Here is a 20,081-nt window from a genome sequence, read left to right as displayed (position 1 = left end):
AACTTTTTATCCTTTTTTTGGTATTCCGATAAAATACTTAAAGGGAGGTAATTACTATAGAAAAAAAGAGACAGAACAAGCCGGGTTCCGACTCGCTCTGCCTCATTTCTATTCTGACTTTCACAAATAAATCAAATGCTATTCCTTTTCCTGATTTTCTCTATCGCTGTCATTACCTTCTCCAGATCACTCAAACCATTTTCATCTGGGTTGGATGACGTTAGTATATGAGGAACACGCCTGTAGGCCATTTTGTCTCCATACCCCATAACTATATAGACAGCTCTCTTGTAATTGTTTTCCTCTCCGGTATCCTCCCAATCTACATCCCCATACCTTACTTCATAGAAGGCATCTTCACTATGTTGAGGAGCAGGGACACGGATATAGTCGATCGGTTCTTTGTGTATCATTTAACCACTCCTTTTCTGGTGCTCATAGCAATATATTTTACCTTCGAACTTCTTATTCTTTAAACAAAAGGACTTTACTTTATCTGAAACGACTTTTTTACAAACTACGCATTGCATCGGCTGTTCCGAAGCACTTTTAGATTTTTGGTTTTTTAGGGAATGAACATGCGCCTCCCTAATTTTAGGATCAGTAATATTAGATTTTGAAAATACCTGGTAAATCTCTGAGATGTCGTTTTCGCTAAGTGGTGGTCTTCTTTTTTGCAGTTTTACTGCCATTACTTTCCGACGGACAAACTCTGAAAGCTCTATGTCGTAGACAATAAGTTCGTCGGAAGTGATTTTACGGTAATCCACCCCTGCCTTGAATGTTGAGCGCTTAGTGAAAGATACCATCGAGATGAACTGATTATGATACTGTTTACCCACCAATGATTTAAGTGCTTGGATATGACCATAATTCTGAAGAAAAGGATTCATCATTTTAAACTTACCATTAACTGACCAAGTTTTTCTCCCTTTACCACCATACACAGTCCCCTGATAGTTTTTGGTTTCAATTACGAACACCCCAGAGGGCGTTATGACTACATGGTCTATTTGGGAATAGCCGGAGCGAGCCTTTCGATTTTCTATCAGCAGATCGCTTAGAAAACGGTATTTCTTTGGCATCTGATCCAGCTGAATATCAATTTTATACTCCCCTATTTCTCCTTTCCTCTTCGCCACTTCCTCATTCGTTTTCTTTGGCTGAATGGGCGTCGCCGGGCCTTTCGTCGATGGCCTGCTCACTGTCTTTTGCGCCTCTCTATTTTTAAAGAGATTCAAAAATAATAACATACGTTTCTCCTTACTATCTAACAGATCCTTTTCTTCCCCCATGGATCTGTTAACTTAATATAGGATAATTTTACCAGAACCCCATCCATATTAATATAAGATTATCCCATCTACTGCTAATTAGTTAGACACTTGGAATAAAGCCTTCCTGCCTTCCTTATGAAAAGAAATACCCTCCGCTAAGTCCCGTAGATTCTCATATTCCGATACTTATTAAGGTTCATTCCCATCTGTACGTCTCATATTCTAAGTGATATACCTTACTAGTCCACCTTAATCCAGAAACCTCTGGGAGAAGGTCTCTATGGTGGCCCCAATTCAGTATATGTATATTTTGGAGTTCATTATCGGGAAGAGAAGATATACTTTTTGAGTTATAAGCAGGCTTATGAACATAAATTAGTAAACGTTCTGCTAAATCAATTTCATTGGACCATATGTCATAGGATGGAGTAGCTGGGCCATGTAATCTGCCAACGTATATTTTTGTGTTATTTGAGTCATTGGTGTCTAGCCAATTCTCTTGAGAAATCCTTTTTCCAAGTGTTTGATAATCTGCTTTACCAATATACAATAATACATCACTACCATAAATTGGGTGCTTTCCATAGATCTGATAAATTCCATAATCGGTTCCATCGTGCATTAAAGTGGGAAGGTCTATTAATTTAAAAGGCCCCTCCCATTCAATTTGAATCAAATACGTTTTGGTAACTTCCATTAATCATCACATCTTTCCTTCTTTTATTAATATTAATTGCACCATCTTTCAGGAGCTTCTCTTACTGCTTGAGTTTAGTGTAAGAAATACTAAATGAAGAGGAAAATCTCTGTTTTCTTCTATCTATTATAATAGTAGCCTCCAATAAATAGGAGGCTACCCTGTCTAATCCTTATTCTTCAATCTATTCAATAACTCCTCCGCTTTCTTTCTACGGTTATAAATATTACGTGTCAACCCCTTAGTTGAGATGACCAAGGGTTACTTCCTTTTTATTTTGCAAAGATACTATCATCGGAGTCACAGTCAGGACTCCTGCCCCTTTATCCTAATGAATTAGTTGCCGATAGATTTGAAAGGTTGTGCGTCCCACACGAGGCTTTAAGCGTAGCGCTCATATCTTTCGCAGCTCAATACATTTCACCCATTTTTCTTTCCCTTGTCTCATCCCTTGATAACTCCTAACCCCATTTTTCACTATCTTTCGTTTAACCTTATTATCATAGGCAAACAAACTTTCACTTCAACCACTGTGGTTATCCTGGTTGTTTCCCTTAATTCCAATTTGATAATTCGGCATGAAAGACATATCCAGCTCTTTCTTAGCTTCCGCAGAAAAGTAGGGGGTGGCTGATGTAGTTGTTTCTTTCTAAGCGTTCCTAAAATCCATGCCCCTTACTATAGATGGCTTGATGAACCTTTTTGAATTTTTAATAATCAAATTAATCCCCCCTTCAGTAAAATATACTAAAACCTCTTATGCATGTGAGTAAAATCTACCATATTTTGCAGTGAAAAATTTCCAATACTTCAAATTTCAAATTCTTCTATAACATTCGGGTTAGGTTGTATTCACTTTTCCAACGCTTTTTCCACATATTGAAATATCCACCCGTGAGTGATATATTTAAGTTTATGGAAAAATGACCCAATCTCTAATTGAGCCCGGGTTTAGCGAAAGGCAAACCAATGATTATAAATCTCTTAAAACAAGAAACGATCAAATTTATTATAGTCGGCTTTTTCAATACATTTCATTATTACATATGGTATTTATTATTCACGGAAGTGCTGCTGATCAATTATCTCGTCGGCCATATCATGGCCTTTCTGATCAGCATGGTAGGTTCCTATTATCTAAATACCTATTTCACTTATCAATCTAAGCCAAGCTGGAGGAAGTTTTTTCAATTCCCTCTTACCTATGTGGTGAATATAACGGTTTCTACCAGCGCGCTATATATATTGAGAGATCTCTTGCAACTGGATAATAGAATTGCACCACTCCTTGCTTCCGGGGTCGCCATTCCATTTACCTTTGTTATTTCACGGAAAATCTTAAAATCCTGATAAGGGTGGACATCTAATGAAAAAAGTACTGAGCATTGTTATCCCTTGTTACAATGAACAGCAAAATATACAGGCATTTCATATGGAAACGGAGAAGTATGTGCAACAGCTGGATGTGGAGGTGGAATATGTCTTTACCGATGACGGCAGTAAAGATAAAACACTGGATCTGCTTCGTGATTTAGCAGAGACACATAGAAATGTCCATTATATTTCTTTCAGCCGAAACTTCGGAAAGGAATCGGCCATTCTTGCGGGCCTACAGTACGCTTCCGGGGATGCTGTCATTCTGATGGATGCCGACCTGCAGCACCCTCCAACTTTGATTCCACAAATGTGGAGCCACTATGAAGAAGGGTATGACCAGGTTACTGCCAAGCGTAATCGGAACGGGGAAAATTATGCCCGGCGGAAGCTGACCAACTTCTTCTATAAAGTGGCGAACCGATTAGTGGAGGTTACCATCATTGACGGTGTCGGGGATTTCCGCTTATTGAGCCGCCAGGCAGTGGATGCAGTGCTGAAACTGACCGAATACAACCGCTTTTCCAAAGGTATCTTTTCGTGGATTGGTTTCCATGAAAAAATATTGGAGTATGAGAATCAGACTCGTGCCAATGGCGTAGGAAAATGGAGCTTTACCTCTCTTTTCAATTACGCGATAGATGGAATATTATCCTTCAACAATAAGCCGTTGAGAATCGCCATCTACAGCGGTATTTTCATTACTATCTTCGGTTTCATCTACATCCTGTTTACGTTAGTCAATTACTTCCTGCATGGAATTGATACACCCGGTTACTTCACCACCATTTCAGCCATCATTCTGCTCGGCGGAATCCAACTGCTGTTCCTGGGAGTCATCGGCGAATATATTGGAAGGATCTATTACGAAACCAAACACCGTCCGCATTATTTGATCAAAGAGAAAAGTGACAAGGAGTAATGGACATGCCCGAGGACTTTTTCAGTAATTTCAATCGAATGCTAAAAAGAGAATGGAAAATCGCTTTTATAAGTGCAGTTATCATTGGATTCCTGACACATATGTTTGTATTCACCAATGCTCTTCCCAATCATGATGGAATCCTCAATATCTACAGTGAGCAGAAGAAATATACATCGGGGCGCTTCTTTTTAGGTCCCGTCAGCGGAGTCGGATCGTACTTCGATCTGCCATGGATCAATGGATTATTATCAATGGTTTATTTAGCGTTAATCGCCGTCTTCCTTACAGAGTTCTTCAAGCTGACGAAAAAGACATCCATTGTATTGACCGCCGGACTAATTGTTACGTTTCCGACGGTAGCTTCCACCTTCTCTTATATGTTTACCGCTGATGCCTACATGGCCGGGTTCCTGTTGGGCGTATTGGCTGTATGGATGACAGGTAAATATAAGTATGGATTCCTGCCGGCCTCGACCATCGTATATGTGAGTGTCGGAATCTATCAGGCCAACCTGACACTGATACTGACCTTGGTCACGGTATGGATGGTTACCGAGTTGATTAAAAACACCCTTTATAAGCCGTTGTTCTTATTGCTTTCCAAATACATGGTTATGACCACCATCGGGATGGGGCTCTATGCTGTTACCTTCAAACTCTATCAGCGATATGAAGGAATGACGAACTACCAGGGCCTTGACCAAGTCGGCATGTCCCTTGGAAATGTGGGCGAACAACTACGGGAAATTATAGATACTTTCAAGGAATTTCTCTTTCGTGGCTTTTTCACCGACTATCCTGTCAACTTGTTCGAAATCCTAAATGTGCTGTTGATTGTCGCTATTGTGGCAGGACTGATCATTTCCATCATCGTACACAAAGTAGCACTAGCCAGAATCGGACTCATAGTAATCGGCTTCGTTCTGCTGCCAGTATTTTCATTCTTCCTGTACTTTGTTTCACCTGCCGTTTCCTATCATATGTTAATGGTCATGTCCCTGGCCATCATCTATATTTTACCGATAATCCTGTACGACCGGATGCATAAGCCTTTACTGTCTGTCCAGTGGTTTTCCTGGGGCACCGTCATACTGGCAGCACTCATCATCTTCAACTTCTCAATCATCAGTAATATCGCCTATTTCAATATGAACTTAAAATACGAAAAATCCTATGGCTATACTCTAAGAATCCTGGATAGAATCGAACAGACAGAAGGATATGAGAATGCTGATACATTGGCAGTGATCGGATATCCGAACGTGGAGACGGATTTAGGGTCCAACACCGTACCACAGAGTATTCCCTCGATGACCGGCGCCATGGGGGATATCTTCCTAAGCCAGACCTATCAATTCTCTGTCATGCTCCACCACTTCATCGGGGAAAACATAGAAGCGGCCAGCAACGGGCAGCTAGAGGAGCTTCAAGGAAGCAGAACCTTGGAGCAGATGGATGCTTGGCCTGCTGAGAGTTCTGTTCGTGTGGTGGATGATACGGTGATTGTCAAATTAAGGTAAATATTGTTTATATTATTGAAGCCATCATTCTATTAGTAGAAGATGGCTTTTTTATTCCTCTAAAATTGGTGGAGAGTAGTAGCTGTGAAAAAGACTCTTCATATGTAAACATTCCGAGGAAGGCAGGCTTCTCTCGGAATGACTTTCTCTTCTTTCCATTAATATCTACTAATTTCAAAAAACCTCATTTCGAGAGTAAGTTGGTACATCTCAGCTGCCTGGAAAATCAGATCTCATCCCTTACTTACTCTTATCATGTCCAAAAGTTCCTTATCCATCGTTTCCTCTGTAATACCCTTTTCCTTCATTTCTTCTATATAGCGTTCCACTCTGCTTACTGCATGTGTCAGCGTACGGATGCTGGAGGTGTCATCCTCTCTCCATCTATCAGCAGTCATTTCCTTCAGATTATGAGGAACATGAATGTCCAATTGGTTGTACAACTCGATAATCTCCTCGGTCTTTTCTGCTTTCTTCAAATCATTTAAAAGCTCATCTAGCAAATCGAGCTTCACCTCGGCAAGCCGAACAAGGTTAGAATCATCTGTATCACCGGGAAGCTGTTCTGCCACCCATTTCCGGCCACATCTCCCAGCATCAATGAAGCGGTTATGTTTCAACTGGACCAACTTCGTTTCGGGTTGCAGCTGTTCTTCCATCTGGGCTGGCGTCTTAGGAAATTTCTTTTTCAATGTACGCAAGTGAAATAAACACACTTCGTACATTTCGGAACCCTTTGGGAGGAAGTGCAATTGCCTTTCAATCTCCCCGATGTCCTCTTTGGAAATAGAAGAAGCTTTCTGCATGTTATTGCATTCATTTATAATATTTGAATAACGCTGTTCCGTGCTGATATAGGGAGTGGCTGAAACATGGACATCTACGGGTGTGCTGTCTGCCTCGAAGTCCTCAGCCGCCACCGTTCCTTTCATTTTCATCAGTTCTTCCATCCGATCAGCTCCTTTTTTCTTATGTATGTAAATAGGCCAACCCAATGGCTGGCCTATTACTCTAGTATTTCTGGCATTAGAAGTTTTCTACAATTTGGGCAATGGTTGTATAACCATCTACTGGCCGATTATTCAGCACATTTTCAGCTGCGATCAATTGTGCAGAAGCATCAAGAGCTTCATATTCAGGGATTTCCATCGCAGTAAGGGCGGCGTCCATAGCAGTAATACCCGCTGCTGTATTGACAGCGTCCAATTCGGTATTGAATTCAGTAACTTCTGTCTCCAGTGCCGTCTCTATCTCCGCTGTGGTAGTAAACTCACCAGCAGCCAATGTACCCATGAACTGCTCAGATACCTCTAAGCGCTGTGCATAGCTGAGGTTGTTGAAGCTTGCCACTTCCAACTCTACTAGCAATGGTTGAAGTTCTGCAGCAGTCTGTGCGTTAAGGATAGCTTGCGTATCTAATGCATCTTGTGCACTATTGATATCCGCTTGTAATCCATCGACATCCGCTGCTGTGTCATAGTCAGCAGCATCCAGCAGTGCCTGGGCCTCATCGATTGTCGCCTGGTCTACACCTGCTACCAGATTCCCATTCTCATCTGTAAGAGCATTAATAGCATCTGTTGCCGCGGTCAGTGCTTGCTGATTCAAGGCGGTCTGCGCATCATTGATGGCTTGTTGTAATCCATCGACATCCGCTGCTGTGTCATAATCAGTAGCATTCAGCAGTTCTTGTGCCTCATTGATTGTCGCCTGATCTACCCCTGCTGCGAGATTTCCTGCTTCATCTGTCAGCGCGTTAATAGCGTCAGTAGCTGCTGCCAATGCTTGAGCATTCAGGGATGCCTGCGCATCGGTAATGGCTTGTTGTAATCCATCGACATCCGCTACTGTGTCATAATTAGTAGCATTCAGCAGTTCTTGCGCCTCATCGATTGTCGCCTGGTCAACACCCGCTGCAAGATTTCCATTCTCATCTGTCAGAGCGTTAATAGCGTCAGTAGCTGTTGCCAATGCAGTCTGTTCGTCCAGCAGACCCTGAGCGGTATTAATAGTTCCTTGTAAACCGAGAGGGTCTTGAGTCGTGTCATACTCAGTGGCATCGAGTAGTGCTTGGGCACTGTCGATAACCTCTTGATTGACACCTTCAGCTAACTCTCCATTTACTACCAGTGCTTCAACAGCATTCTCTGCATTCACCATATTTATTGTTTCTTGAATGTCGGCAATCGTGTCTGGGGCTTCGGTAGCAATGGCTTCACTGTAATCTGCAATTAGATCTTCATTCAGATTTTCAAACCCATTGGTATTCAAGGCTTCCAGTAAACGTACCTGGCTTACAGCTTGAGCATCCAACACTTCATTGACAACCGTAACATTGTCCAGACGCTCTTGAAGTCCTTCAACTACGTTAGCTCCTTCTTCATCCACAATATCTGTTGGCACGGCATTAATAGCTTCCTGTGCTTCCTGAATAAGCGTATCATTTGTTGGCGCAGCCTCGGCAGCCACAACAGCGTCTACCGCAGTTTGAACAACTGCATCATCTGCAGCATCAATGACACCTTGGACAGTCTCTACAGTTACCTCCTCGAGGGCATTGATACCTTCCTCGTAGGTAGCAATATACGCTTCACGGACACCTTCTAGAACACCAAGCTCTTCCCCGGTTTGAAGGGCTTCAAGCAGTTCTACTTGATTGCCAGCATTATTGATGGCATCAATGACATTGATTTCATTTATGATATTCTGGATTTCTTCTACCGATGCCTGCGTCCCATCGAGTGCTTCGTCATAGGCACTGATCAGGTCAGCATTTACATTGTCAAAGGCTCCTTGCAGAGCATTAAGTAAATCAATCTGTCCAGAAGCTGTATTGACTGCATCCAGAATCCCTTGCACCACCTGCGTATTGGCTGATGCCTGCGTATCCAAACGGGTTTGCAGTTCTGTTTGTACTTCTTGATCCTCCAAAGCCTCTACCAATTCACGAGCAGCTTGTTCAAGCTGTGCAGCTTCCTGAATATCTCCTACTGTTTCAACAGTGAATGCTTCATATGCTTCTACTGCTTCTGTAGCTTGAGTGATTGCCGCACTTACGTCTACCGTAAAGTCAGCAGTTGCAGCCTCCTCTCCGATACTTACAGAAGCTGTGTAATTACCTGTTTCAAGGCCTTCGAAATCAGCAGATACGGAACCACCTGTAACCTGAACAGTCTGTGATGCTACTGCTTCTTCTGCTGTGTCGTTAAAGATAGCAACAGTAGCTTCTCTGCCATCTTCTACATTATTGACATCAGCTGTCACCGTAGTTACACCTTCTACAGTTTCTGCATTCACATTGCTTATAGCAGGAAGTTGTTCTTTCACCTGATTAGCCTGATACAGGAAAGATGCAAACTGGCCACGCTTCACCGTTTCTTTCGGACGGAAATCATCAAATTGGTTGGTAATACCCAGGTTAGCGAGAATCTGAACATTTTCTTTATGTGTTTCATTCACATTGTCCAGGTTGATTTCTACATTAGCACCAGTATTTTCGAAACCATATGCATTTACAATTACAGATGCCATTTGTTCACGAGTCAGTCCTTGACCCGGAAGGAAGTTTCCATTAGAACCTTTGAACGTTCCATTAGCACCGACAGTTGCAATAAAATCGGCATAAAGGTCATTTGGCTGTACATCATTGAAATATTCGCCAACTTGGTCAGCGGATACCATATTCAGTTCCAGAGCCCTTGTCAAGAAGATGGCTGCATGGGGACGGGTTACGTCATTATAGACACCAAAAGAACCATCCTCATAACCCTCAATACCACGGTCAGCAATCCATTGGACTGCATCGTAGTGGGACTCTCCAGGTTGGATGTCTGTAAACTGTTCTGTAACGTCATGCTGGTCAGCGGATACTGCAGGTGCGGCTACTGCCACCGCTGCTGTTGCTGCCATAGAAGATGCTGCTATTTTACGGTAGTTTTTCTTTTTATTTGCCATGAAGTAAATCCTCCCTTTGCTCTATTCATTATCCGGGTGCTATGTAATAGCCCCACCACCAATATGACTACCCGCTATCTGAAATTCCAAAACATTAAATATGCAAAATACGCCAAATTTGGTAAGTAGAGAGGGATATTTGGTGTATCGAGGGGTTCGATAGTGGTCCAATAATTCCTTAAAGGAAAGGAGAAGCTCGGCATTTAAGGAGAAGAAATTCTAACTGGAAGAACGGGCATGTATTGATCTTCGTTAAAGTTCCTTTTTTCCTCTAACTTATTATGGATATGTGAGTTGCCTAGACCCTTAAAAATAATTTCACCTTAGCCTTTTAAAAGCCTTATTGTGTGTTGCTTTCTTTCTCAATCCCCTTTTTGGTTTAATGAAGGCCTTTTGTAAATTTCCTAATCTAATTCCGACAAAAGATTTAACGATATTTTGGTTTGTTTTTACCTATTTCAATTCAGGTATGCTTTTTGAAGAGCACAGGATTCTTTCTTGGTACAATTAACTCTCCCCATTTGTCCCCAAAAAAAGAGTAACCTTAATTTGGTTACTCCACCTCATTTCTCTACCCCTTCAAATCAACGTTCCCGCCTAAATGTGGTTGGGCAACGTGTTGGGTCGCTATTGGATTTGCTGTGCTCATCAGCTGCTGTACAGCTTCACCTTGTTGTTTTGCATCACCCATTGCCATTTTCATTACTGACATGGAAGCTTGCTGTTGGATTTGCCCTTGACTAAGTACCATTGACATTAATGCTATATCCATCTGAAACACATCCTTTTTTCTAGTGAACTACAGATTGTATTTGCTTTTCTAGGGAATGAACTTCGCTTTTCAAATTATTTAATTGGGCATTCAACTCTTCCACTTCTACCAAGCTAAGCTCGTGTGTGAGCGCATACTCAGCCAACCTTTTCATTTCATGGAGCTTGGAGTCTATTTCTTCTAAGATATGATCTTGGTCCTTACACCATTGAAGCTGGTCTTCAAGAAATTTTTTTAATTCTTGTTGATCTTTATCCATCTTGTTTCCTCCTATCAATCAGCTTAATTATCAATGGTCTGATTCAAAACCTCTATTTGCATAGTTCTCAATAACGTTATTTTAAACAAAAGAGACCCTAGAAAACTAGAGTCCTTTTAAATTATCTAAAATTAACGAAGAAGCTGTAAAACTCCTTGTGGCATTTGGTTAGCTTGTACAAGCATTGCTTGAGATGCTTGAGCAAGAATTGATGATTTAGTTTGGTTCATCATTTCTTTCGCCATATCGACGTCTCTTATACGAGATTCCGCAGCTGTTAAGTTTTCAGCTGAAGTACCTAAGTTATTAATTGTATGTTCTAAACGATTTTTAGAAGCACCTAGTTCAGAACGGAAGCTGGATACTTTAGCAATTGCATCATCAAAAATCTCAATCGCGGCAGTAGCTTTTTCATGTGTTGACACATCTAATGCATACTCTACCACTTCATTATTTGTTCCATTCGTTACACCATTAGAAGAAATCGAATTTTCTATTTCTGTATAATATGCTTTTGTTTTTCCGTCTTCTGCTGTTACTTCTTGTCCTGCATTACCACTTATTGTCAGTGCACCAGCTCGCATATCCTTCAAATCAATACTAAAGCTTTGACCAGTATTGGCACCGATTTGTAAGGCAAGAGTTGAAGTAATTTCACTTGGGTCTTGAATTGTAGCTGTAAAATACTTTGAAATTTGACCTGCTGTAACACCTGTCGTATTATCAAATACACTTTCCGCTGTAAGAGCTGATCCACCATTGTCAGAGCCACCTATTGCACCTGTATCTGCTTCCGCTCCATCAGTAAAATTAATAAACCCACCGACTGCCGAAGCGTCAAGCCCAGAAAAGGTAGTTACAAATGAATTAAAGTCTGCAAAGGAAGTATTGTTTACAATGGCTTGTTCAACTGCAGTATCACCTGTATTAGAACCAACTAATGACTTGATGTCTGTCATAATATCCTTAGTACTTGTAATAGCTTCACTGTCAACATATTTCATAATCAAATATCCTGCAGCATAGTCTTTACTATCTCCGTTCCACTCCGCACCACTTAGCAATTCAGTAGCACGTGCAACCATGTCATCAACCTTAGCTGGATCTAAACTACCTGCACCGTCGGAGATATAATTTTCTAACCTTTCGTCTCCACCATGGATTAGTTCAGCAGATCCCTCTTTAAACCAGCTAGCCATTTCAATCGTATCTTGAACACCAAACTCTGAATTCATTACAGCATGTACCATTTCATGGGCTAGGACACGATCACTATAGTTGGCTCCACCACTCCCATTATCACCACTGTCACCAGCGCTTGGAGAAAAGTCATTGAGATCAATGGTTAATGTCTGATCAGTCGTACCAGTTGAACCTGTGACATAAGCAGCAGTCCCGCCAGGTGAATCACTTTCAAACTTAATTGTAAGATTTTCACCATTCCCTTGTAGTCCAAACTGAGCAAAAATACGATCTTCAGCCTGGGTTAACCATCCTTTATTTTTAATACCGTCCATAATATTATTAATAGCTTCAGAATCACTGGATCCTTTTAATAATTTCTTCGTATTAAACTCAGTAGTGTTCCCAATACGATTCACTTCAGACGTTAATTGATTAATCTCTTTTTGAATTTCTTTACGATCTTCAGTAGTATTCGTGTCATTGGATGCTTGTGTTGCAAGTTCACGCATCCGTTGCAAAATGGAATGGGTCTCATTCAAAGCACCCTCTGCCGTTTGAATTAGTGAAATACCATCCTGGGCGTTTATTTGTGCTTGTTCTAAACCACGGATTTGCCCTCTCATTTTTTCAGAGATTGCTAGACCTGCCGCATCATCTGAAGCATTATTGATACGTAAACCAGAGGACAATTTTTCCATAGAACTTTGCTGAGCATTATTGGCTGCCCCTAATTGGCGATAGGTGTTTAGTGCCGCGATGTTATGATTAATTCTCATACCCATTCCCCCGTTTATAATCTAAAAAAGACCTTAGATTTATAGAATCTAAGGTCTCAAATAGAAACCTGTCTCATATTCAGAAATTATTGTAGAAGCTGTAAAACTCCTTGTGGTTGTTGGTTAGCTTGAGCTAACATTGCTTGTGATGCTTGAGCAAGAATAGAGTTTTTCGTTTGATTCATCATTTCTTTCGCCATGTCTACGTCACGGATACGAGATTCCGCAGCAGTTAAGTTTTCAGAAGATGTACCTAAGTTGTTAATTGTATGGTCTAAACGGTTTTGGTATGCACCTAGATTAGAACGTTGAGATGAAACTTTTTCAATTGCATCATTTATTACTGTAATGGCAGCTGAAGCTTTTTCATGTGTAGATACATCAAGGGCAGCTTCAACATTTGTATTGTTCGTTCCATCAGTAACAGTATTATCTGATGTAAAGTTACCTGAGCCAGCATCTCCAGTTAGACCAAGAGCATTAGCTCTCATATCTCCAATTTGGATAGACATGCTTTGCCCCTCATTTGCACCAACTTGGAAACTAGCACCAAAATCATTTCCATTAACATTTCCTAAGACAGGCTCAGATACATCACCAGTTCCATCAACTTTTTGTGTAAATGTGAGCGTGGAACCTGAATCATTTACAGTTAAGTTAGTAAATGTCAAACCACTTATTGCTTGAGCTTGAGCATCTGTTGTTGAAGCAGATTCTAAGCTAATCCCTAGGGCATCACCTGATGCTGTCAAATCTGCATCTGTTTCATAAAAAGTAACTGTTTCTCCATCTAAAGTGATAGTATCTCCAGCAGCGAACTCGTTTGTAATATCAAATTGTAATGTACCTGTTGATGGGGTCCCAGCCACACCGGTGTTTTTAGATACTTCTGTTATTGCCCCATTACCATCTCCATCATCAGTTAGAGATGCTGAAGATACATCACCAGTTCCAGCAACGTCTTGAGTTAAGTTTACTGTTGCACCTGTTCCTGTTGCTGTAAGACCGGTAAAGGACATTGATCTGATAGCTGCTGCTTGGTCATCAGCAGTATCTGTAGCTAATATTCCATAAGCATCACCCGCGGTATCTAATGCATTTTGGTCTGCATAAACAGTAATTGTTTCTCCACCAACATCAACGGTATCTCCTGCTGTTAATGCTGTTGAGATTGTAAATTCCACATTACCTTGAGTTCCACCCGAAGTGATAGATGGCGTGCTAGTTACGCTACCAACTTCTCCAGTAACATTACCTTTCAAAAGACTCTGAGTATTAAACTCAGTAGTATTACCAATACGGTTAATTTCAGTTGTTAATTGATTAATCTCCTTTTGGATTTCACCACGGTCAGATTCTGTATTAGTATCGTTAGATGCTTGAGTTGCTAGTTCCCGCATCCTTTGAAGAATGCTGTGAGTTTCATTTAACGCACCCTCAGCAGTTTGAATCATTGAAATACCATCTTGAGCGTTTGTTTGTGCTTGTTCCAGACCTCGGATCTGTCCACGCATTTTTTCAGAGATTGCTAGACCTGCTGCATCATCCTTTGCACTGTTAATGCGAAGACCTGATGCCAATTTCTCCATTGAATTCTGTTGTGCATTCTGTGCCTGTCCCAACTGACGATGCGTATTAAGTGCTGCAATATTATGATTAATTCTCATTCTAATTACCTCCGTGTTTTGTTTTTAGCAGAACACATCCATATGCTCCACTGAATATATAATAACTCTTTATGAGTCACTACCAGAATCAAGTTCTTCCCTTAGAATTTGGAAGTTACGGTTAGCTTCAATACTAAGCCTTAACATTCCATCCTCTGTTTTGATTACTTCAATTTCCATTCTCTCACCCAGATGTTCTACAATTATTTTTTCTCCAGGTTTTCTTCCCAACACAAGCGCCATTTTTATCATCCTCCTTGATGTACTTTATATATCGTCGTCCTGGCCAAATAGTTAACATTATTTTTAAATATTTTTTCCTATGGTTATTTTTTATACTATATTACCTAGAGTCCTAACCATAGGTATTAATTAAAACTCTAGAAAAAGGATGTTCTATTTGTTCACTAAACTTCCTTCAAGAATACCCACACAACTAATACGGAACATATCTTTAAAAAGCCAATTATTCCTTTCCCCCCTTAACATCGATATTCTTAGCATTTACTGATATACAGAATGTTTTAGAGTATCCTGTAATCCTTTTATATATCCGTTCTTATACCGTTCTTTATCGCTATATTACTCATGGTTGTTATACATCTCCTAGACTGTACCCACAATTATTACTTATTTGAGAACTCCATATCATTTTACTAACTAATTCTTTATTCAACAGCTTGAGATCAACCAACATAACTTTATTCAAACTTGCTAATTTTTTAGCTTGCTCCGTTAAAAAACTACCCAACATTAATCCGATTTGTAATAGCTTTTGGCTAAGGCACTTATAATAAAGTCTCTTAAACACCATTTATTTTTAAATGTACACCTCATGCCCTTTTAAAATCGTTTCTATAAAGGTCTTATTCTTCATGCCTACTTTCCTATCTGCCTCTGTACTTTTTCCTCCCAACTATTTGCTTATAGTCATCATTTTTATTTATGCATTTCTGGCTTGATTTGATGGCATTAGGATTTTTTCAGCAATTACATCAGAAATCCATTGTAAAATTATTCCAATTATATGATAATAGTAATTAAGGAGTAGATAATAAGACTTAGAGGCAGGTATTTTGTATGAAACGACTTAAAAAGGTCTGGCATACCTTACAATATAGGTACCACGACACGCTCTATCAGGACTGTATTGACCACAAGATGCAAGAAAAATTAAAGAAAAAGATGGATTATCATTATTATCGAATTGTCAATTAATAATATTACGAAACAAAATTTTAATGAATTGGCTGTTCATGCGTGTAAACCTCTCAAACCTACTTGATGGTGTATTTAAAACGGATATTGTGGGAAAGTATTCTAAAACCTACTGGACGATTGTAACCGTCAAGTAGTTTTGAACACTTTTTGCTCATTAATTTTGAACACTTTTCGATTGAAACACAGATTGCCTATTCTTGATCCGGTAGCTGGATCCGTCTAAATGGATTACTTCTGCTCGATGAAGGAGTCGATCTAGAATTGCTGTGGTGATTCCCTGATCACCCATTAATTCGCCCCATTCCTCTGGTCCCTTGTTAGAAGTCAGTATAATGGAACTTCGTTCATACAAATGATTCACTAACTGGAAAAACAGGTTTGCCTCGTGTTGAGCCATCGCCATATACATGAGGTCATCTATAATGACTAAGTCTGCATCTCTAATACGCTTGAGGCGTAGTTGTGCTTTCCGTATATACTCTTCGGTCTTCAAAAGAGGCACCAGCTCTCCCATGGAAATGAAGGCGACACGTTGACCCTGCTGGATAGCTTCTAACCCTAGGCCTATCGCCAAATGCGTTTTTCCGACCCCTGGTGGGCCAAGAAATATTAAATTATATGCCTGATCCAGCCAGGAGAGTTCCCGCAGCTGTTTCAGCTGCCGGTTACTCAGGGACGGTTGCTCTCCCAGTTCGAACTCTTCGAGGCTTTTTTCATGCGGGAACTTCGCCCATTTTAAGTGCTTTTCAATCATCTTCTCCTCCCGTCGTTTTTCTTCGTACGTGAGGAGTTCATGGAGAAATTTTGATATGTCCATGAGTTTGCTTCTGCCTTCCTTAAAAAAGAGGGCAGTTCCCGCGATGTCTCGGACATTCTTAATTGATGAAATTGAGCCTGTAAATTCTCTAGCGATCCTCCCATCTCATATGCCTCCCAAGATTTTGATATAGCTATCCATGTCCCGCAATGCGGCCTTTTGCTTTAACAGTTCCTTCGGAACACTGGTTGCGGAAAGTTCATCCTCCGGGGTCTGTTCCTCAACACCCTTCATCGTGGAAAGATGTTTCACCACGTCATGAAAGTCATTTGCACTCCATAACTTCTCTCGTAAACAGATATCCAGGGCCTGCTGCGTGAATGTCTCATATTGAGTAATGGCTTTCTGAAGAACCTGCAGTTGATCCCGTATGTATCGTGGATAACGTTCATATAGTTCGTCGAGGAAAGCCTGGATTTTTTTTTCGTCCTGAAAGGACTTTCTTATGGTATCCATGTAAGCAGCGATTCCTTTTGACCTGTCTCTGGAATGGTGGGTGTTCTTAATAAGTTTCCCTTTACCAGTAGAGATTTTATGGGTAGCCAAGAGGACTCCATCAGGGGAGGATTTAATGAAGAGCTTCTCTCCTTCCTCTTGTATGTAAACCGTGTTGTCTTCATTTGACTGATAGGTACCTAATGGGACGGAATACCGATTGGATTTATATTTGATGACATTGTCCTTATGAACCATTCTTGTTATACTGTAATTAAGGTTACTCTCGAAAGAGAGTGGTAAGGAGACTTTTCGTAAGTGTGGCTTTTCCAGGGCAAACACTTCGACTGGTCTCTTTTTTATGGTGTTGTGAACTTGATAATTCCCCTTCCTTTCCAACCAGGCCAGACATTGTTCATTCCATGTTTCAATCTGATGGAATACACGATTCTTTCCAAAGTTGTATTTTATAAACTTTGCGACATTCTCTATCTTTCCTTTGGATTCCGGGTCTGCTTTCCTGCATAGATATACGCGAAAATCCCGGTTTTGTTTATAAGCCTGAAATTCCTCCGTGAATATGAGATCCCCTCCATTCTCGCTGACAGTCATTAATTTATCCTGGTCATAGACAATCTCTTCTGTGATCCCTCCAAAGTACTCAAATGCATTTTCATGGCATCTGAGGACATCTCTTGTTGTAAAAGGCTTCTCCTGCCACTCCGCATATTTATATCGGGAGTGCGATAGGACAAAGGCAATCACATAAACCTTCATGGTTCTTCCATCAGTAACCTTCACTTTCAACTCTCCGAAATCAACTTGTATCTGTTTACCTTTCGGCAACTCTTGGATTGCTTCAAAGTGTCGTTTACGCAGAATTTTGGGGATATGATATTGTACCCTCAGCTCCTTTACATAACTTCTCACGGTACTCTCCCCAACCTCCCAGAAATCACACCTTTCCTCGAGCCAATCAGATATTTGGGAGGCCGAGAGGTCTGGGTGCTCCCGCAACCAATCTAGTATGACATCTTGATAAACATCCAGCTTCTTTCTTCTGGTCTTAAGTATATCCACCCATTCCATAGCTGTATCAAAATCTTTCTCCAGGTAAGCATATACAGTATTTCTGGATACCCCACATTTACGTGCAATGGCCGATACATTAAAACCTTCCCTCTTTAATTGATGTGCTAAAGCGATTTTCTCCAACTTCTTCATCTACTCCTTACTCCCTCCATACAGTCATTAACATACCTGTTAATTTTACATGGATCGGGGGGTTAGTGGAGAAAAAGTGTTCAATTCTATCAAGCGAGAACTGTTAAGTTTAGTCTAGCAGTTACAACACGTATGGTCTAAATAAAGATACAAAAAGCTTCTCTCTTACCATGATTGGAGAAAAGATGATTCTCTCACCTGAACGAATTAGACAAATAAGATATAAAGCCGAGAGAGACCTAGTCAGCCAGCGAATTACTCAAGTTTGTTGACAACAATACTAAAACATAATCTATCTAATAGTTAGCATTTATTATTATTAAAAAGGTGACAGAGGGCCAATTTTATCCCTCTATCACCTCTCTATATATGCTTTTTAAACAGAAAGACTCCACAGTAAAGGTTATATAAAAATAGCCAGTCTATACTTTGTTACAGAAATTTGTTTATGCTCCTTTGTTTTGCTTCAGCATCCAATTCATTAGCAGCTTTCGATCAACTAACCTAAATTTTATTGGAACTGGCTAATTTTTTAGCTTGTTCCGTGAAAAAGCTGTTTGTTATAACCCAACATTCATCCGATTTATAATGGCTTTTGGCTGAGGCAATTTCTTGTATGGCCTTAACCCCAACATTTTTCTTATATCCTTTTGCTTGGACAGCAATCCTCTTCCCCTTTGTCGCTAATATAAGGTCTGCACCATAGTCCCCGCTTGCTGGTGTTAGTTGTACGTAATGCCCTCTAGCCTTTAATAACGCTTGGTGATACTTTTTAAACCTTCTGCCTGACATTTTACCACTAAAATACCTGATTTTTCCAGTTTTTGTTCCCTTAGTATATTAGAGCTTCATTGGATGCAGGAGGATTAGTCACATAACTGGTAAGCTGTTGTTTAGGATTTTCACCCAAATATTGGTTATAAAAGTTAGAAAAAAGACCTCAGCTAATAAACATTTGTATACTTGTTTCTGAATGGGCTTTACCATAATTATGATAGAGTTGCTTAAATTAGTCGGAACAGCCAAATATGATATATCCACGACCAAGCCCTTTTAAAAGGCTTATTTGTAATGCTACTTTTTAGTTTTTGTCTCCATTAATAAGGACCTTATGCACAATTCTTCTGCAAATCTTCACTTATCTTCCCTATTCTAGCAATAACCTTTTGCGAATTTTAATAAATTACTAGCTCGTTTTAGTCACGGATGGACTTTTTGAAGGCGACACCCTCTCTAAAGTTAGAGGGGGTGTCTTTGTACCAAGTTTAGATAGTCATTTTTGCGTTGAATGACTGAATTCTATCCATATCCAGCCTACAACCGAAATCGAAACACAAAAAAAGCCTCGTTCAAGAGTTTCCTCTCTGAAGTGCACCCCAAAAGTTAGAGTCAAAAATATAACTTTTGGGGTGTTTTATTATGGCTAAGTATAGTTCCACATTTAAGCTTCAAGTTGTGCGGGAGTATCTTGATGGGCCACTCGGGTACAGGTTATTAGCAAGCAAGTATGGAGNGATAGCTGAAACGGCACTTCAATTTGGATTGACCAACCCACCAATGATCATTTCTTGGAAGAAGACATTCTTGGAGGGTGGTGTCGAAGCCCTAAACCGAACGAAAGGACGGCCATCCATGTCTGATCAGGGGAAGAACAGTAAACATAAAACAAGTAAACATAGTGAGATGACTCGGGAACAGAAGCTGGAACGTGAGAACGAACTTCTCCGTCTGGAGGTGGAATACCTAAAAAAGTTGAGAGCTTTTCGGATGGACCCGGAAGGCTATCTCGGAAAGCACAAGCAGCGCTATCATTCGAACTCGAGGAAAGATTCCGATTGAAGGATGTCCTAAAGGTAGTGGGTGTTCCTGAATCCTCCTATCACTATCACGTGAAAAGAATGAAGGCAGAAAATCCGGATCAGACTCTGGAAGAAGAAATCCAATCCATTTTTGAAGAACACGATGGTAACTATGGTTA

General features: G+C 40.5%; 16 protein-coding genes and 1 pseudogene. 4 read left to right on the top strand and 13 right to left on the bottom strand.

Features of this window, described 5'->3' with window-relative positions; genetic code table 11:
• Positions 1–131: 131 nt before the first annotated feature.
• The 3 genes from ACFODW_RS04880 to ACFODW_RS04870 all read right to left on the bottom strand — a co-directional run bounded on the left by ACFODW_RS04880 (position 132) and on the right by ACFODW_RS04870 (position 1,974).
• Positions 132–413: a hypothetical protein gene (locus ACFODW_RS04880; RefSeq protein ID WP_390303826.1), complete on the bottom strand. Its 282-nt coding sequence runs from the start codon at positions 411–413 to the stop codon at positions 132–134.
• Complete coding sequence (locus tag ACFODW_RS04875) at positions 414–1,253, bottom strand: nuclease-related domain-containing protein (protein ID WP_390303822.1); 840 nt, start codon at positions 1,251–1,253, stop codon at positions 414–416.
• Between the two features lie 220 nt (positions 1,254–1,473).
• Positions 1,474–1,974: a hypothetical protein gene (locus ACFODW_RS04870; RefSeq protein WP_390303819.1), complete on the bottom strand. Its 501-nt coding sequence runs from the start codon at positions 1,972–1,974 to the stop codon at positions 1,474–1,476.
• A 969-nt stretch (positions 1,975–2,943) separates the two neighbouring features.
• Between ACFODW_RS04870 and ACFODW_RS04865 the strand changes: the two genes are divergently transcribed.
• From ACFODW_RS04865 to ACFODW_RS04855, 3 genes are read left to right on the top strand one after another with little or no spacing between them, the layout of a single operon-like run.
• The gene (locus tag ACFODW_RS04865; protein ID WP_390303816.1) at positions 2,944–3,324 is read left to right on the top strand and encodes a GtrA family protein; all 381 of its coding nucleotides are present in this window, start codon (positions 2,944–2,946) and stop codon (positions 3,322–3,324) included.
• 16 nt (positions 3,325–3,340) lie between these two features.
• Positions 3,341–4,270, top strand: a complete 930-nt coding sequence (locus ACFODW_RS04860) for a glycosyltransferase family 2 protein (RefSeq protein ID WP_390303813.1) — start codon at positions 3,341–3,343, stop codon at positions 4,268–4,270.
• Between the two features lie 5 nt (positions 4,271–4,275).
• Positions 4,276–5,793 (top strand): glucosyltransferase domain-containing protein, encoded by a 1,518-nt coding sequence (locus tag ACFODW_RS04855; protein ID WP_390303810.1) that lies wholly within the window; start codon positions 4,276–4,278, stop codon positions 5,791–5,793.
• 233 nt (positions 5,794–6,026) lie between these two features.
• Here the strand turns inward: ACFODW_RS04855 and ACFODW_RS04850 are convergent, their stop codons facing one another.
• From ACFODW_RS04850 to ACFODW_RS04805, 10 genes and pseudogenes are all read right to left on the bottom strand, one after another.
• The gene (locus ACFODW_RS04850) at positions 6,027–6,743 is read right to left on the bottom strand and encodes a hypothetical protein (RefSeq protein ID WP_390303808.1); all 717 of its coding nucleotides are present in this window, start codon (positions 6,741–6,743) and stop codon (positions 6,027–6,029) included.
• A gap of 76 nt (positions 6,744–6,819) precedes the next feature.
• Positions 6,820–9,747: an S-layer homology domain-containing protein gene (locus ACFODW_RS04845; protein ID WP_390303805.1), complete on the bottom strand. Its 2,928-nt coding sequence runs from the start codon at positions 9,745–9,747 to the stop codon at positions 6,820–6,822.
• Positions 9,748–10,318: 571 nt separating this feature from the next.
• On the bottom strand, positions 10,319–10,519 hold the full coding sequence (locus tag ACFODW_RS04840) for a YjfB family protein (RefSeq protein WP_390303802.1): 201 nt from the start codon (positions 10,517–10,519) through the stop codon (positions 10,319–10,321).
• Between the two features lie 19 nt (positions 10,520–10,538).
• Entirely contained in the window at positions 10,539–10,778 is a 240-nt protein-coding gene (locus ACFODW_RS04835; RefSeq protein WP_390303799.1) for a hypothetical protein, read from the bottom strand.
• Positions 10,779–10,909: 131 nt separating this feature from the next.
• Positions 10,910–12,739 carry a flagellinolysin gene (locus ACFODW_RS04830; RefSeq protein WP_390303796.1) on the bottom strand — a complete coding sequence of 610 codons (1,830 nt, stop codon included), beginning with the start codon at positions 12,737–12,739 and terminating at the stop codon, positions 10,910–10,912.
• 86 nt (positions 12,740–12,825) lie between these two features.
• Positions 12,826–14,406, bottom strand: a complete 1,581-nt coding sequence (locus ACFODW_RS04825; RefSeq protein WP_390303793.1) for a flagellin N-terminal helical domain-containing protein — start codon at positions 14,404–14,406, stop codon at positions 12,826–12,828.
• Positions 14,407–14,475: 69 nt separating this feature from the next.
• On the bottom strand, positions 14,476–14,649 hold the full coding sequence (locus ACFODW_RS04820; protein ID WP_390303789.1) for a carbon storage regulator: 174 nt from the start codon (positions 14,647–14,649) through the stop codon (positions 14,476–14,478).
• A 1,132-nt stretch (positions 14,650–15,781) separates the two neighbouring features.
• Positions 15,782–16,548 (bottom strand): annotated as a pseudogene (gene istB / locus ACFODW_RS04815) (IS21-like element helper ATPase IstB).
• Between the two features lies 1 nt (position 16,549).
• Complete coding sequence (gene istA / locus ACFODW_RS04810) at positions 16,550–18,103, bottom strand: IS21 family transposase (protein ID WP_390303786.1); 1,554 nt, start codon at positions 18,101–18,103, stop codon at positions 16,550–16,552.
• A gap of 504 nt (positions 18,104–18,607) precedes the next feature.
• Entirely contained in the window at positions 18,608–18,895 is a 288-nt protein-coding gene (locus tag ACFODW_RS04805; RefSeq protein WP_390303783.1) for a restriction endonuclease, read from the bottom strand.
• A 627-nt stretch (positions 18,896–19,522) separates the two neighbouring features.
• Here ACFODW_RS04805 and ACFODW_RS04800 point away from each other — a divergent pair.
• Positions 19,523–19,942 carry a helix-turn-helix domain-containing protein gene (locus ACFODW_RS04800; protein ID WP_390303781.1) on the top strand — a complete coding sequence of 140 codons (420 nt, stop codon included), beginning with the start codon at positions 19,523–19,525 and terminating at the stop codon, positions 19,940–19,942.
• The last annotated feature ends 139 nt before the right edge of the window (positions 19,943–20,081 follow it).

It is taken from the genome of Virgibacillus sediminis (assembly GCF_042643265.1).
GTDB lineage: Bacteria > Bacillota > Bacilli > Bacillales > Amphibacillaceae > Virgibacillus_O > Virgibacillus_O sediminis.
The sequence above is the reverse complement of the archived record's forward strand: the minus strand, read 5'-3'. Positions and strand labels throughout refer to the sequence as shown.